This is a genomic window from Herbaspirillum sp. CAH-3 (assembly GCF_009668275.1).
GTDB lineage: Bacteria > Pseudomonadota > Gammaproteobacteria > Burkholderiales > Burkholderiaceae_D > Herbaspirillum > Herbaspirillum aquaticum.
In genome coordinates, this window is the sequence record NZ_VSWE01000002.1 from 97,789 (window position 1) to 112,230 (window position 14,442).

Here is a 14,442-nt window from a genome sequence, read left to right on the forward strand (position 1 = left end):
GTCATGCTACGACTGCACTGCCCATAAGACAAATCATGTTTTTTTAATTATTAAAATAGATATTATCTATATTCCATTTGCATTTTTCGGAGCCGCCTCCGACACCTCTATACCCGCTGCAGCCCGCACGCGGACAGCCATGGCGGTACGATTTCCAACCCTCATTTTCGAGATTGAGAGCTGGCGCCATCAGCGAACACCACGCGCAGGAATGCGCGATTAACCGGATGCTGGAACCGCGATAAAATAAATTCAGTCAGCATTTTTTAATTTTATAAATAGACTGGTTCTATAACTGGTATGAATATCGATTTGAATCTAGTTCGCACGTTTGTGGCGGTTTATGAGACACGTAGCGTGAGCGCAGCTGCCAAGAGGCTGAACATTACACAGCCGTCAGTCAGCTATTCACTTCAGCGTCTACGCGACCTTTTGCAAGACCCGCTCTTTACCCGCACACGTAACGGTATGCTTCCTACGTTCAATGCCACGCAGCTATTCGCGACATTCAAAGGGGCTATCGACAACATTCAGGATGCAATCTCGGCTGCACGCCAATTCGACCCGTCAAGCTCAACACGCCGATTTCGGATTGCCCTTTCCGATTTGGGTGAGTCACATTTCCTTCCCTACCTGGTACGGGAACTGGAAAGCATCGCGCCCTCGGTAGGGCTGGAAGTCATTCAAATTGATAGCGAAAAAATAGGCGAGTGGCTAAGTACGAGCCACATTGATGCTGCTGTCGGCAACCTGGAGTTTGTGGGGGCTCAAATCCTCAAGCGCAAGCTGTTTACGGAGAGCTACAGCTGCGTTGTCAGTACGAAGCATCCGACGATTGGCAATAGTTTGAGCCTGGAACAATACGTCGCGGCCAAACATGTCGTCGTTTCGCCGTTCACCGGGCACCACCTGGTTGAAGACGTGATGTCTGAAATGGGGATCAAGCCAATTGTGGCGCTACGCGTACCGCACTTCACCAGCTTGCTGGCTGTGGTCGCGACTACCGACTTGATGTTGACGCTGCCGTCGAGAATCGCCAAGTCATTCGCACGCGATGGCTCAATGCGTTCGCTGCCGCCCCCAATCCCGATTCCATCGTTCGATGTGAACTTGTATTGGTACCCGCACAGCGAAGATGCGATGGCCCAGCAATGGTTCTGTGAAACGATTATCAGGGCCCTCAGCAACGTCTGATGGGAAAGAATCTCCGTCAGCTTGCAAAAAATCGCTCCAGGAAAAAATGAACACCTTGCTTGGCTGCTGCGCTATCGGCTATCCAGGAATGGTCTGCATCCAAAAAGCGAAACCCCGTGTCCGAAAACACGGGGTTGGTCATCAATCTGACGTTGCCGCACCCATGTGTGGCAACGTTGTCCCTTTCCACTTCCAGCAACTGTACTTCAAGAGATTTGACAGTGGTTTTTAATACAGTCGGGGCGATTCATCTAGAAAAAGCAGAGAGAGCTTTCCTATTAATCTTCGCGTTGGCGCCAGATTCGTACCCAAGCAAATACGATACAGACGATAAGAACTGATCCCATGTATCCCATTGCAGGGTAAACAATTCCTACCAGCTTTACAAAGCCAAGAAGACTGGCAACGTAGGCAGTACTTACGGACAGAGCGGCTCCCCAAAAGAACGGAATACCGTAAGATCTCAAGCGCGCTGCCAATGCAAAAGTGAGACCGATGGACGTGAGCAAGAGCTTAATCTGGAACAGGACCAATACTACACTTCCGAACCAGCGTGACATTTGGTTGCTCAAATGGAGAGTGGGAATCTCCACCCCATTAATTACGTCAGCTTTGGCCATTAGTGCAAGGCTCATCACTAAGATTAATAAGCCAACACCCAGCCCCCCAATGACTCCCCCTATACCGGCTTTAGCCGATTCTTTAACGGTGCCGCCCATCACAACCAGCATTGCGGCAGTAGCGGCTACGTTATACGACACATAGAGCAAAGCGCTCAAGAACCAGTTGTTGGTGGCTTGTGGTTCAGTTCGGATAATTTTTTCAAGTTCTGAAAAAGACTTATCCATCGTGCTTAGCGAATATATTGCAATTACGACGATCATGACGGCGAGAATTGGGGTGATCAGGCTAAGCAAAGTGATCACCCGTTTTATGCCCAAACAGACGATGATAATCGTCAAGACAGCTGCGATTGCGCTTCCCAATGCTTGTGGTACACCCGCTTGTTGATGAGCGGATGAGCCTGCGCCAGCAAGCATTACGACTACCGAGCCAAATAGAAAGAATGTAATCATCCAATCCATCACCTTGCCCAGCCATGGCCCACATATAAAATTGATCGCTTCGTCATGTGAATCAGTCTTGAGTCGGCTTCCAATCATGTACAGAGTCATCACCAAAAACGACATGAGCAGCGACGCTATCACCGCGCCTGCAAGGCCTGGCCATCCATAACTAATGAAGAATTGCAAAACCTCCTGTCCCGATGCGAAGCCGACGCCTGCCATCAGACCAATAAATGCTCCGCCAAGTTTGATGCTGCTGCTAATGGATTTCATATTTTTAAAAGATAGGAAAATTGAATTGCAGAGTTATTGCACAGAGACATGAAGGCGCTTTTCCACTCAAGTTCGACTGCGGATGGCAATAGTCGTGAACACTCTGCGTTCCCTTAGAGGGAACGCAGACATGAGGGACAAAGGGATATTTTTTGAGCCTTACTTCGAGTGCAGAATTTGGCAAACAAGCTCTGCACAAAAGCCGGCTATCCGAAACGTCTAGGATCGTATGGCCTAGGATCGATGTAGGGTGAGCTGCCAGTAATCAGGTCAGCTAATAATCTGGAAGTTGTCGGGCCAAGAGTAAATCCTTGATGTCCATGGCCAAAATGGAACCAAAGGCCGCGGTGTCGGCCGGCGGAGCCCACGAGTGGCAACATATCCGCGACACACGGACGAGCTCCCACCCATGGATTCGACTCAACAGGAGCACCCAGGCGTAGCAATTCGTCTGCAAAGACTTCTGCTGCACTCAATTGGACAGGGGTGGGAGGCGCTCCAAGTTCGGCAAATTCTGCGCCGGTGGTGATGCGAAGGCCTCGCTTCATCGGTACCAAGGCATATCCGCGTTCAGCGTCCAGAAGTGGGAGCTTGAGTCCACTTTCAGATTTATAGTGCCGGTGATAGCCTCTTTTTATGAAAAGCGGGATTTTATATCCTAGTGGTTCGACGAGTTTCGCGGCCCACGGACCTAAGCACACTACCGCATCTGATGCCGTTATCGGTCCATCAGACGTGTGCACCTGCCATCCATTGTTGTTGAAGCGCAGCGTGTCAGCATCACAATTAAGAATAGTGCCACCGTTGCGCTGAAATAGTGCAGCGTACCGCTCTACAAGTTCTCCAGGATCACTGATCGTCCATGTGTCTAGCCAATGAATCGCACCGGCTAAAGCATTGTTGAGAGCAGGCTCGGCTCTTTGAAGACCTTGGCTATCATAAAATGCAACGTTGAGCCCATGTTCGGCAGCGATGGAATTGGCTTGCTTTACGGTCTTATCGAATTTTCCAGAATTCCGATAAGCCTCCAGCCATCCATCCTTCCGAACTAATTCACCCGCATTCGCAGCCTCAATAAGTTTCTCGTGCTCGGAGATGCTGTGCTGTATAAGCGCTGCATAGGAAGCAATTGTTCTGGAATATCTGACCGGAGCGGATTCATGCCAGTAGCGCGCTAGCGTAGGCAGTATTTTCAATGTTGCTGCCAAGTTGTAGTGGACGTCATTGCCACTGCCGGCAATCACCTTGCGCAGTGTTTGCCATTCGCGCGGAAATGCGTATGGGCGTACGGCTTCTCGCTGTATAAATCCTGCGTTTCCGTATGAGGTCTCTTGTCCTGGCGCTCGGCGATCTACAAGTGCGACGTCATAGCCCCGTTCTTGAAGGGCAAGCGCGGTGCTGACGCCAACCATTCCGGCCCCCAGAACAATTATTTGTTTTGTCATTTTTCTTCCTTTGGCCGTCTACCGTTAAGTTTCTACTCTACAGAAGCCACGACCGCGATTTCAATTTTGGCCGGCAGGACCAGATCAGCGACAACGGTGGTCCGTGCCGGATAGGGAGCGGAAAAGAAATTGCGATAAACCTCATTGAATTCAGAAAAGTCGTTTTTGTCGGTGAGGTAGACCGTGGTGCTCACCACATCGGTCAGCTTGAGCCCCGCTTCTCCCAGCGTATGCGCAATGCGCTCAATGACAAGTTGTGTTTGAGCGCTGATGCCTTCCGGAACGGTGCCTTCCGACGTCAGTGGCACTTCGCCCGATAGAAATGCCAGTCCATTGACAATACGGAGTTTGGAGAAGGGGAGGGAAGAGTATTGGCTCATCGGCTAGTTCTTAATGTTTGGTGAAAATGCGGCGCACATGCAGACCATCCAAAAGTCGCCGCATGCAAAGCAGCGCCGAGTATGTCTTTTCGAGACAATTGGTGGATGCTATCAATCGTTCAATGGCACTTCAAATCATCTTTTTTTCGTTTATGTAATAGACCGTCTCTATTAGTTTATTCAGACGCGCTGGCACGCAGAGAAGGAGGCCTTTCCAGGAGTGCAGAGCGCTGGATGCGTGACAATGGACTTGAGCTCAGCATCGATGACTTTATCTCGAATGAATAGGGGCGCTCCCCAATTGGTCTTGGAACGGTGCTGAACTTTTTCCCCCATTTCTGTATTGCACGCTCCACGGTAAATACTCATCGGCGTGAAAGGTCGCGATTAATTGAATTCCAAATGGCATGCTATTGTGGTCAGCTCCGCAGGGAAGCGAGAGGGTGGAATTGGTTGCCAAGCCTGGAGGCTTTCTATCTTTCAACGATGCATTTTTCTCTAACGAGAGATCCTCGGCGGGCATCCAGAGTCCAGTCAGATGGGTTGACTCTTTTCTGTACGAATGAAGAAGCTCACCATCACGGAAAAGATGGCTGCCGAGATCAGGAATGCAAACGCGTAGTCATAATTGGAGAAAGCGCTGACGAGTATCCCGATGACCAATGGAGATATGAATCCCGCTGCCTGCCCTCCGAGGTTAACCATGCCCACGCTGCTGCCAATTAGCCTTGTGTCCAGGATTTTGGTCGGCAGAGCAAAGCAGGCGGCCAGTACGAACGACTTGAAGAAGTAGGCCAGGCATTGAAAAATGATCACTCCGGTTACATCGCTGGCGACATACATAAAATAGACAAATAGAGCTGTCAACGCGGAGCTGACCACAAGCATTACCCGCTCTCGACCATTGAAGAATCGCATCATCAGCCAGCCTCCGATTGCCGTGGATATCCCCGCCATCACGTAGGGAAGAGGAAGCAATAGACCAACCGCTTTTAAATCTAATCCGCGAACTGTCATCAAGTATGTCGGCATCCAGGAATCGAGGCCTTTGTTGACAACAGAGAGGCCAAACCATACCGCCACAAGTTGCCACATCAATGGGAGTCGCATTAATTCACTGATTGTCTTGCTGTTGACTGGTCTTTTGCCACCGTCCGTTCGCTCGCTCAACGGCCGCACGCAGAGCCAGTATGCAATGGCGAAAATGATGCCGAGGATTCCGATGTAGTGAAATACATTCCGCCAGCCAAAATGCAGGATCAACGGTGCGATGATGACTGGGGCAAGCATGCTTCCGATGTAGTTGGACGACATCAGAACAGAAGACATCTTAGGGCGCTCGCCCTTGTCAAAATGCTCTGCTACGCCCTTGATACTGGCAGCGGGAAACGAACCTTCTCCAATCCCGAAGAAAAATCGAATCACAACCAGGCTGGTGATGGACCAGGCCATACCCGTTAAACCTGTGAACAGTGACCACATCAAGATTGATATGACGATTACAGGCCTTGATCCGAAGCGGTCAGCGAGCCATCCACCCGGCAATTGCAGAAGCGAATAACCCAAGAAAAAACTGGACAAAAGGAGTCCTAAATCGGATGGCTCAAGGTGGAATTCGCTGGCGATGTGAGTTGCCGCGAAGGTAATGGCGGCTCGGTCGATATATGAAATACACCAACCCAGGTAGAGCAGCGCCAGGACGGCATATTTGTAGAATCTTGTTTGCACTGCGGAAATCATGATGAGCCCCTGCTTGACGAGTAAGTCCCACGTGTCAGTTGTCTTTAACGTGAGTGGCAGTAATCCTGCCATCGTGATTGGCGGGTCGGAGATCCGTCTTGACCACGACTTTGCACGCATTCTAAGTGCGCAAGTGGTTTGCCGCTAGTACAGGTTTTCGAAGAAATAATTGCCGAATCGGCATACCAGTCCTACAATCCACACATGACATCCTCCAATACAAGAATTCTTGAAGAAACGGCCGTGCGCTATTTCCTTGAAGTAGTCCGGCGTGGGTCAATTACGGAGGCGGCAATCACTCTCAATGTCGCCTCTTCTGCCATTAGCAGGCAAATTTCGCGTCTTGAGGATGCGTTGGATACCCCTCTTTTCGAGCGCATATCTCGTGGCATGCGGCCCAATGCGGCAGGTGAGCTTCTAGCTGCACATGCTTTGCGCATGCAGCTGGAAGCTGAACGCGTCGGCAACGAACTGGCTGCATTGAAAGGTTTGCGCCGCGGCGAGGTCAAGTTGGCTTGTACCGAGGGTTTTGCGTTGGAATTTGTTCCACATGCTATTGCGCAATTTAGAGAAGGACACCGAGGTATCCGTTTTCACTTGTCGGTTGGCAACGCGAAATCCGTAGCTCAGCTGGTACGGGAGGGAACGGTTGATCTGGGATTGACATTCATGTTGGCGCCGGACCCGGATATCAAGGTTGAATTTTCGCAAAAGGCGCCGATCATGGCTGTCATGCATCCCGATCATGTCTTGGCTGGGCGAAAACGAGTGAGCTTGTCTGAGCTCGCCCAGTACCCGTTGGGAATGCCGAAAAAGAATATTACGATGCGACGTTTGATTGACGCCTGCTGTAGCAGGAGTAACGTCGTGTTGGAGCCCGTGCTGTCAGCAGACTCGATTAGCGCACTGCTGTCCTTTGTGATGTCTGGCAACGGAGTTGGCTTTTCAGCGCAAATTCCGATCAGGGAATATTTGCGAACACGCAAGTTGGTCGCGGTGCCAATTAAAGACAAAGATATGAATGCTCTTTATTTAGAAATTCAGTCGCTATCGGGCCGGACACTACCTCAGGCAGCGCGTTCATTCCTCAACACATTAATCGATCGGGCTTCTGAATGTGCCTGATTGCGTGAAGCTTTTGTTGCTGCCAGTGATACGACGAACTAAGAGATATTCGAGATGAGTTGACTCACTCCCATGCCGGAAATTGTCATCAGGAGATGAGAACCAACAAGATCCGGTACATCGACTTCGGGCTCATACGAGACGCTAAAACGGCCATCATCGATGCAAGCAGACGCGCTAATGCATTGCTTTTTATAGGTCGATTTTCAACTCATCATTCTCAAGCACATCCCGGAGGATGTCGCCTGGCCCCGGCTCACTTGCCTTTGATGTGTTTCTCCGCCCACTGCTCTGCAGTGGTGACCGCAATCGATTGCCGCGCATTGAATGTCCCTGCCTTCGGCCAGGCCACACCCTTGCCCTGTGCAAAGACGGCACGGTATTTCTTGATGTGATGAGAGGGATCCTTTTTCAGTTCGTCGAGCAGGTAAGGCACGCTCCAGACATTGCGCCGGAACGGGCGTCCGAGGACACGTTCCAGAATATTGGCCACCTCGCCGTAGGTCACCGTATCACCCGACAGATAGACGATTTCATTCTTGAAGCGGGGCTCGAAAAAGACGATCTCCGCCGTCAGCACGCCGATGTCGTCCGGCGTAGTCAGGGTCACGCTGGTGTCCAGGCTGCCCAGGGCGTTGACGGTGTCATTGGCGAAGTCCACCACTTCAAACACCGGTTCGAACATGAAGCTGGTGAACATGCCGGTCGAGATGATGACCCATTCCGTCTTGTTCTGCGCGCGCAGCAGTTCGCGCACGTCGAGCTGTGCATCGAACAGGTCCTGCGGACTGCCGCGTCCGATGGCTTCGAAATCGACACCGAACTGCCACGGGAAGTAGCGCTTCACTCCCGAGCGCAAGGCGGCCGTGGCGAGCTTCATCGGCGTCTCGCGGCCAGCGACCATGCCGGCACAGCCGATGACGGTATCAAAGCGCGCAAAGATTTCTGCCAGCTGATCGATCGTATCGTTCACGAGATCTGCCGCCACCATCCGGATTCCCAAGGCGCGGAGTTCGTCCATCTCCGCTTTCTTGGCGGGGACCTGGGTGTTGATCGTCGATTCCCTGAGCAGCACGCTGATGGCCGACCCCGGCGCGCGTTCCGCCACGCGGGCGAGGTTGCGCAATACCGGGAGGCCGAGTTCGCCTGCGCCCAGCACGAGGATGGATTGAGGGGGGAGTTGCGGTGTGGCATGCATGATCTGTCCTGAGGGTCGTTGCTGATAAGATGGCCGCATGGTTGCACGATCACGCAACGCTCTCAAGAAGGCACACGGATGATACCAAGGACAGCAATCATCGCAGACGAAGCACTGAAGGAGGCAGAAGCCCTCTGCCAGACCTTGCGCGAGGATGACGATGGCGTCCGGCGCGATGTCCTTGCGCATGCAGGCAGCCGCTGGGCCCTCGGCATCCTGCACGCGCTCGGCGTGTACGGCACGCTGCGCCACGCCGAGCTCAAGCGCCAGCTCAGTGGCGTGACCCAGCGCATGCTCACCAAGACGCTGCGCGCACTGGAACGCGATGGCCTGCTGCTGCGTCACGAAACCGATGAAAAGCCGCTGCGCGTGGAGTACGAGCTCACTGCCTTGGGCAAGCAATTGCTGTTGCGCATGTCACCGATCTGGACCTGGGTGGTGGAGCACGCGGAGGACTTCCGCCACGCGCGGCATGCCTTTGATCGCCAGACCGAGGCCGGAGAAAATATTCACCGGAGCTGGTAGTCCCCCTTACATTCGTCTTGCACGAGCCCATCCAGAACATCATGTCGCGCATTGCAATCACCGGCCAGGTCGTGGCTCCCCGGGACGTGGACAGCGTCTCTCGTCCCGTCGTGGCCCTCGGCACCACATCGGTCGCAAAGGACTGGGAGAACGCCAGGCATCAGCATCGCAAGGCGCAACTGATCTATTCGGTGCGCGGCATGCTCAACTGCGAAGTCGAGGACGGCGTCTGGATCGTGCCCCCGCAGTGCGCCGTCTGGATTCCGGGCGACCTGCCCCATGCCGCCCGTGGGGCAGGGGAGACGGAGTGTTATTGCCTCTTCGTGGAGCCGGATGCCGCCCCGGATCTGCCGACCAATTGCTGCACCATTTCCGTGTCGCCCTTGCTGCGCGAGCTCTTGCTCAAGGCGGCAGGTTTTCCCGAGCTGTATCCCCTGGGTGGACGAGAAGAGCGCCTCATCGCCGCCTTGCTTGACGAGCTGGTGTGTGCGCCGGTGGAAGACCTGCATCTGCCGATGCCGCGCGACCTGCGCTTGCGGCGTCTGGCCGACATGCTGCTGGCCGATCCCACCGACAAGACCGCCAAGGCCGATTGGGCCCATCGCATCGGCATGAGCGAGCGCAGCATGAGCCGCCTCCTGCAGCAGCAAATCGGCATGAGCTTCGGCCGCTGGCGGCGCCAGTTGCACGTGATCCTGGCGCTGCAGCGCCTGACCAAGGGCGACAGCGTACAGACCGTGGCATTGGAGTTGGGCTACGAAAACGCCAGTGGCTTCATCACCATGTTCCGCAAGGCCGCCGGGAAGTCGCCGGCTCGCTATCTCTCCGATCGCATGGACAGCCCGGTTCCCGCACCGGTACCGGCCATCACCCTGCCGACTGGACACCGCTCCTGAATTGCGCCGGCCTACCACGGCCTGATCGTGGCCGAAATGCGAAATACTCTGGCCTGGTTTCGCTATTGCGACAACCGATCTTCATTGTTAAATGGCTGCTCCAAATAACAATGATTATCGTTTATGTCCTCTCGCCATGCTGTTTCATCATCGCGTCGCTTCGTCGCTCTACCTGCCCCCGCGTTCTCCGGCCGGCTCTCCGCCAGGGCCGCGCGCGACTTGCCCTGGCGCACGCCCCACAAGGTCTTGAATTCGGCGGTCGCGGCCGCCGTCCTGCTCGGGGCGCAAGCCAGCTTCGCCGCGGATGCATCGCCAGACCTGCAAAGCCGGCCTGATTCCGGGACGGCTGCGCAAGCGCAAACCAGCTTGCCGGCCATTACCGTCACCGGGCATGCGGAGTCGGCGACCACGGAAGGTAGCGGCGCCTACACCACCGGCGAGACGGCGGCGGCGACGCGCTTGCCGCTGTCGTTGCAGCAGACGCCGCAGGCGGTGACGGTAGTCACTCGCCAGCGCATGGATGACCAGCAATTGAACTCGGTGCAGGGCGTGCTGGAGAACACCATCGGCATCACGTCCTACCAATCCGATAGCGAGCGCACGAGTTTCTATTCGCGCGGCTTCCTGATCAACAATGTGCAGTACGACGGCATCCCCACGGTACTCGGCAATACCGTCAATGGCAGCGGGATCAGTGCGGTCGATACCGCCTTCTATGATCGCGTGGAGGTGGTGCGGGGTGGTTCCGGCCTGCTCACCGGGACGGGCAACCCGTCGGCCGCCATCAATCTGGTGCGCAAGCGGCCGACCCAGGATGTCGCGGCGACGGCCTCGCTCAGCGCAGGCAGCTGGGATGCCCATCGCGCCATGGTCGATCTCTCGACTCCTGTGACAGCAGACGGCCGCATCCGCGCGCGGCTGGTCGGCAGCGATCAGGACGGACATTCCTACATCGATGGCTACAAGCCCGGCAAGAAGACGTTCTACGGCATCGTCGAGGCCGACCTGAGTTCGCACACTACCGTCAGCCTGGGCTATGACGACCAGCACATCACCTCGGCCGGCGCTACCTGGGGCGGTTTGCCGCTCTGGTTCAGCGACGGGACACAGGCTGCCTACGCCTCGTCGAAGAGCTATGCGCAGGATTGGAGCCATTGGGACACAACCCTCAAGACAGCCTTTGCCGAGCTCGATCATCGTTTCGACAACGGTTGGAAACTGCATGCCATGGCCAGCCAATACCGCACCGATTTCAATGCCGAACTGCTCGGGCTGGTCGGCCGTCCGGACCGCACCACCGGGCTGGGCGCCTATCCCTTCGGGGCGTATCCGGTTGCCCTCGCGTCGCAGGGCAGCAGCCGCACCAACACCTTCGACGTGATGATGAGCGGCCCCTTCGAACTGCTGGGCCGCCATCACGAGGCAATCGTGGGCGCCACGACCTCCCGCCGCACCTCGGACGAAAATGACATCGCCCCGTTCTATGCCGGCTTCTTGCCGGTCAACATCAATGACCTCAGCACACCATTTGCCCGTCCGGATTTCGCAGCGATGTCGTCGGTTCCGACCAGCACCGTGATCAAACAAAGTGGTCTCTACGGTGCGGCCCGTCTGTCATTGGCCGATCCCTTGAAGCTCATCGTCGGCGCACGCGTGAGCAACTATGAAATTGACAACAGCGTCGGCGGCGCTGCAATGCATTACGAGAAGAACGGTGTCCTGACGCCCTATGCGGGGCTGGTCTACGACATCAACCGGATCTATTCGGCCTATCTCAGCCATACGCGCATCTTCAATCCACAAACCGACTACCAGGACAGCAAGGGCAACGTCCTCACCCCGGCCACGGGAAAGACGACGGAGATCGGCCTGAAGGGGGCGTACCTCGAAGGACGCCTGCAAGCCTCCGTTGCCCTGTTCGAAACCCGGCTTGATAACGCGGCCCAGATCGTGGCCGGTGCGTTCACCCCTGCGGGCGCGCAAGCCTACAGCGGGGCAGATGGCACCAAGTCGCGCGGGGTCGAAGTGGACCTGCAGGGCGAGCTGGCACGCGGCTGGAATGTCTACGCAGGCCTCTCCCATTTCATCGCCGAGGATGGCAACGGTGTGCGTCTGAATTCGCAGCTGCCGCGCACCACGGCGCAGTTGTTCACCACCTATCGCCTGCCCGGCGCGTGGCACAAGCTGACGGTGGGGGGCGGCGTGAGATGGCAGAGCGGCATCTACGAGGCGGCCAATACCGGCACCAGCACCTTGGGCGGCCAGCAGGGCGGCTATGCCCTGGCATCGCTGATGGCGCGTTATGCCGTCTCGCAGAAGACCACGGTGGCGTTCAACGTGAACAACCTCTTCGACAAGACGTACGCGCTGCAGAAGGGGGACTTCGATACCGTGACCTATGGTGCTCCACGCAACATGATGGTGACGCTGGACTACCGGTATTGAGTCTGCGCAGTCGCCCTTTTCGTCATCAGCAATTCTTATGACTTCTTCTTTTAATCATCTGGAAAAATGATATGTCAACTCAGTCGCCGATTTCCCCTGCGCATCCTCTGCCGATCCGGCATCCGGACAAGACCGCCTTGTTCTGGCTGGCCACTGCCATCGGGGCCGTACTCTTCGTGAGCTTCCAACTGTTTTTCTACGTCAACGATTTCGTGAGAACGCAGGGCAGCGCGCCCGCCATCACCTTCGAGACCAAGGTGCTGTGGATGTTTTCCGCCTATTACGGCTGCTGGATCGTCACGGTCCTGCTCGCACTGTCCGCCCACCGCGCGACCCGATGGAGCGCGCTGATCCTGGGCAGCCTGCTGGTTGTCCTCAACACCTTGGGCGGCATTGCCGATGGATTGCGCGATGGCTGGCACATTGCCTTCTCGGCGGTGTTCTTCATTTCATTGCCGGGCGTGTTCGCCATCACGGTCACCTGGCGCAACCTCAATCGCAAAGGAGCAGGCCATGTCGATGAATAGTGCGGATTTCCCGCTTGTATGGATGAATTTCGCCCAGCAACCCGGACATGATCACGAGCAGGATTTCTCGGAATTTGAAAGCAACCTGCAACGCGAAGAGCCCTTCGTGCTGCTCACCGATACCGTCCCTGCCGAGGACCACGAGCATTCCGCAGAGGAGAAGAAACGCACCGCCCTCTGGATGAAGCAGCACAAGCAAGCCTTGCGCAAGCTGGTGCTGGCCATGATCGTGGTGGAGCCCAACGCGGCCAAACGGATGGGCTTCAAGCCCTTCGCGGTCGTCTTTGCCAAGTTCTGGGGATACCCGCTGTTGCTGGCGGGTTCGCGTGAGCAGGCCGTGACGATGGCGAGGGACCTGCTGGCGCGCAACGGGCAGGGGTGACTGGCTCTTTTCCCTGTTGCAGCCTAGGGCCTGTTCACATTCAATCTGTGAGATGCGTTGCCCCCAGAAGGCGTGCTGGCAAGGCGCGCGTCAGGGCTGGTGGTGGTGCCACCAGCCCTGACGTGCAACGCGGCCAGCGCGCCTTCTGGGGGCAACCCTCCGGGAGAGGCCGCCAAGCGTCGCCTGCCGTTGTTGCAGCTCCTTGCCGTGGCACCACCACGGCGCGTCGCTGCGCCTAGGCAGACAACGCTTGGCGACCTCTCGCACTCACAGATTGAATGTGAACAGGCCCTAGTTGCCACGCCGCTGCGCATTGCCCGTCACCGCCAGGATCAGCCCGGCCATCACCACGACACAGCCCGTCGTCTCTGCAGTCGTCGGCATGTGCCCCAGCACCGGCCACGCCAGCAGTGCCGCCAAACCTGGCGTGAGGGCCGGGAAGATCGCAGCACGGCCGGCACCGAGCAGGGAAACCGTCCTGGCATAGGTGAACAGGGTTCCGGCACCGGCGATCAGGCCCTGGATGACCACTTCCGTCCACAGCACGTGCGGCGACGAAGCAAGCAGGGAGCGCGCCCCGGTCAGGACCAGGTACAGCGGAACGTAGGTGACCAGTGCGGAGAAAGCGATGACGGCCGTGGCCAGCAGCGGATCGAGGCGGTTCTTGCGCAGGACGATCCCGAAACCCGCCCAGAGCGTGCCGGCCAGGATGAACATGGCGTCTCCCATGAGCGTGGTGCCGGTGAAGCTGGATGCGTTGAGTCCCGCCACCAGCAACAGCCCGCCCAGCACCGCGAGGATGCCGATGGAGCGGCGCCAGGTGATGCGGTCACCCGTGAAGATCGCGCCCAGCAGCATGCCCATGACACTCATGGCCGAAAAAGGAAAGACGGCAGCGTGGCTGACCGGTGCAAACTGCAGGCCGCCGAACATGAGCATGCCGAAGGGTACGCCTGCCAGCAGGGCGATCCCCAGCCAGGTCTTCCACCGGTCGGTGAACTGACGCTGGTCCCTGATCCAGGCCATCGCCAGCACCGGCGCCGTGACCAGCCCGGCGACACCAAAACGCAGTGCCGTCAGGTCAAAGGTCTGCAGCCCGCGATTGATTCCCCAGCGGGCGAAGACGGTGTAGAGCGCGCCGATACCGGCGGCCAGCAAGCCGATCAGTATCCCGCGGACGAAAGTGTGATGTCCCTCGGGCCGCGTGGCCGAGGGGGAGAGTGAATTCTGCATGGGGTTGCGTCC

At 56.5% G+C, this 14,442-nt stretch carries 13 protein-coding genes; 7 read left to right on the forward strand and 6 right to left on the reverse strand.

Going from position 1 to position 14,442, the window contains the following annotated elements; genetic code table 11:
- Positions 1-300: 300 nt before the first annotated feature.
- Positions 301-1,194, forward strand: a complete 894-nt coding sequence (locus FYB76_RS03210) for a LysR family transcriptional regulator (RefSeq protein ID WP_154132669.1) — start codon at positions 301-303, stop codon at positions 1,192-1,194.
- 278 nt (positions 1,195-1,472) lie between these two features.
- Here the strand turns inward: FYB76_RS03210 and FYB76_RS03215 are convergent, their stop codons facing one another.
- The 4 genes from FYB76_RS03215 to FYB76_RS03230 all read right to left on the reverse strand — a co-directional run bounded on the left by FYB76_RS03215 (position 1,473) and on the right by FYB76_RS03230 (position 6,099).
- Positions 1,473-2,534, reverse strand: coding sequence for a hypothetical protein (locus FYB76_RS03215; protein ID WP_154132670.1), 1,062 nt, complete (start codon positions 2,532-2,534; stop codon positions 1,473-1,475).
- Positions 2,535-2,740: 206 nt separating this feature from the next.
- Positions 2,741-3,979, reverse strand: coding sequence for an FAD-binding oxidoreductase (locus tag FYB76_RS03220; protein ID WP_154132671.1), 1,239 nt, complete (start codon positions 3,977-3,979; stop codon positions 2,741-2,743).
- A gap of 32 nt (positions 3,980-4,011) precedes the next feature.
- Positions 4,012-4,359 carry a RidA family protein gene (locus FYB76_RS03225; RefSeq protein ID WP_154132672.1) on the reverse strand — a complete coding sequence of 116 codons (348 nt, stop codon included), beginning with the start codon at positions 4,357-4,359 and terminating at the stop codon, positions 4,012-4,014.
- Between the two features lie 534 nt (positions 4,360-4,893).
- Complete coding sequence (locus tag FYB76_RS03230; RefSeq protein WP_154132673.1) at positions 4,894-6,099, reverse strand: MFS transporter; 1,206 nt, start codon at positions 6,097-6,099, stop codon at positions 4,894-4,896.
- Positions 6,100-6,303: 204 nt separating this feature from the next.
- On the opposite strand from FYB76_RS03230, the gene FYB76_RS03235 reads away from it, so the two are divergent.
- Positions 6,304-7,224, forward strand: coding sequence for a LysR family transcriptional regulator (locus FYB76_RS03235; RefSeq protein ID WP_154132674.1), 921 nt, complete (start codon positions 6,304-6,306; stop codon positions 7,222-7,224).
- 256 nt (positions 7,225-7,480) lie between these two features.
- Here the strand turns inward: FYB76_RS03235 and FYB76_RS03240 are convergent, their stop codons facing one another.
- Positions 7,481-8,422, reverse strand: coding sequence for an aromatic alcohol reductase (locus FYB76_RS03240; protein ID WP_154132675.1), 942 nt, complete (start codon positions 8,420-8,422; stop codon positions 7,481-7,483).
- 78 nt (positions 8,423-8,500) lie between these two features.
- Here FYB76_RS03240 and FYB76_RS03245 point away from each other — a divergent pair, with 78 nt between their 5' ends.
- The 5 genes from FYB76_RS03245 to FYB76_RS03265 all read left to right on the forward strand — a co-directional run bounded on the left by FYB76_RS03245 (position 8,501) and on the right by FYB76_RS03265 (position 13,197).
- Positions 8,501-8,947, forward strand: coding sequence for a helix-turn-helix domain-containing protein (locus FYB76_RS03245; protein ID WP_154132676.1), 447 nt, complete (start codon positions 8,501-8,503; stop codon positions 8,945-8,947).
- 41 nt (positions 8,948-8,988) lie between these two features.
- Positions 8,989-9,843, forward strand: coding sequence for a helix-turn-helix domain-containing protein (locus FYB76_RS03250; RefSeq protein WP_154132677.1), 855 nt, complete (start codon positions 8,989-8,991; stop codon positions 9,841-9,843).
- 123 nt (positions 9,844-9,966) lie between these two features.
- Positions 9,967-12,288: a TonB-dependent siderophore receptor gene (locus FYB76_RS03255; protein ID WP_154132678.1), complete on the forward strand. Its 2,322-nt coding sequence runs from the start codon at positions 9,967-9,969 to the stop codon at positions 12,286-12,288.
- Between the two features lie 71 nt (positions 12,289-12,359).
- The gene (locus FYB76_RS03260; RefSeq protein WP_154132679.1) at positions 12,360-12,815 is read left to right on the forward strand and encodes a hypothetical protein; all 456 of its coding nucleotides are present in this window, start codon (positions 12,360-12,362) and stop codon (positions 12,813-12,815) included.
- Positions 12,802-13,197, forward strand: a complete 396-nt coding sequence (locus FYB76_RS03265) for a hypothetical protein (RefSeq protein ID WP_154132680.1) — start codon at positions 12,802-12,804, stop codon at positions 13,195-13,197. Before FYB76_RS03260 ends, FYB76_RS03265 begins: the two co-directional genes overlap by 14 nt.
- Positions 13,198-13,488: 291 nt before the next feature.
- On the opposite strand, the gene FYB76_RS03270 is transcribed toward FYB76_RS03265, so the two are convergent.
- On the reverse strand, positions 13,489-14,430 hold the full coding sequence (locus tag FYB76_RS03270; protein WP_154132681.1) for a DMT family transporter: 942 nt from the start codon (positions 14,428-14,430) through the stop codon (positions 13,489-13,491).
- Between the last annotated feature and the right edge of the window lie 12 nt (positions 14,431-14,442).

What these genes read in the sequence shown, in the direction of transcription:
- FYB76_RS03210 (WP_154132669.1), top strand. Translation starts at nt 301, where the DNA reads ATGAATATCGATTTGAATCTAGTTCGCACGTTTGTGGCGGTTTATGAG.
- FYB76_RS03215 (WP_154132670.1), bottom strand. Translation starts at nt 2,534, where the DNA reads ATGAAATCCATTAGCAGCAGCATCAAACTTGGCGGAGCATTTATTGGT.
- FYB76_RS03220 (WP_154132671.1), bottom strand. Translation starts at nt 3,979, where the DNA reads ATGACAAAACAAATAATTGTTCTGGGGGCCGGAATGGTTGGCGTCAGC.
- FYB76_RS03225 (WP_154132672.1), bottom strand. Translation starts at nt 4,359, where the DNA reads ATGAGCCAATACTCTTCCCTCCCCTTCTCCAAACTCCGTATTGTCAAT.
- FYB76_RS03230 (WP_154132673.1), bottom strand. Translation starts at nt 6,099, where the DNA reads ATGATTTCCGCAGTGCAAACAAGATTCTACAAATATGCCGTCCTGGCG.
- FYB76_RS03235 (WP_154132674.1), top strand. Translation starts at nt 6,304, where the DNA reads ATGACATCCTCCAATACAAGAATTCTTGAAGAAACGGCCGTGCGCTAT.
- FYB76_RS03240 (WP_154132675.1), bottom strand. Translation starts at nt 8,422, where the DNA reads ATGCATGCCACACCGCAACTCCCCCCTCAATCCATCCTCGTGCTGGGC.
- FYB76_RS03245 (WP_154132676.1), top strand. Translation starts at nt 8,501, where the DNA reads ATGATACCAAGGACAGCAATCATCGCAGACGAAGCACTGAAGGAGGCA.
- FYB76_RS03250 (WP_154132677.1), top strand. Translation starts at nt 8,989, where the DNA reads ATGTCGCGCATTGCAATCACCGGCCAGGTCGTGGCTCCCCGGGACGTG.
- FYB76_RS03255 (WP_154132678.1), top strand. Translation starts at nt 9,967, where the DNA reads ATGTCCTCTCGCCATGCTGTTTCATCATCGCGTCGCTTCGTCGCTCTA.
- FYB76_RS03260 (WP_154132679.1), top strand. Translation starts at nt 12,360, where the DNA reads ATGTCAACTCAGTCGCCGATTTCCCCTGCGCATCCTCTGCCGATCCGG.
- FYB76_RS03265 (WP_154132680.1), top strand. Translation starts at nt 12,802, where the DNA reads ATGTCGATGAATAGTGCGGATTTCCCGCTTGTATGGATGAATTTCGCC.
- FYB76_RS03270 (WP_154132681.1), bottom strand. Translation starts at nt 14,430, where the DNA reads ATGCAGAATTCACTCTCCCCCTCGGCCACGCGGCCCGAGGGACATCAC.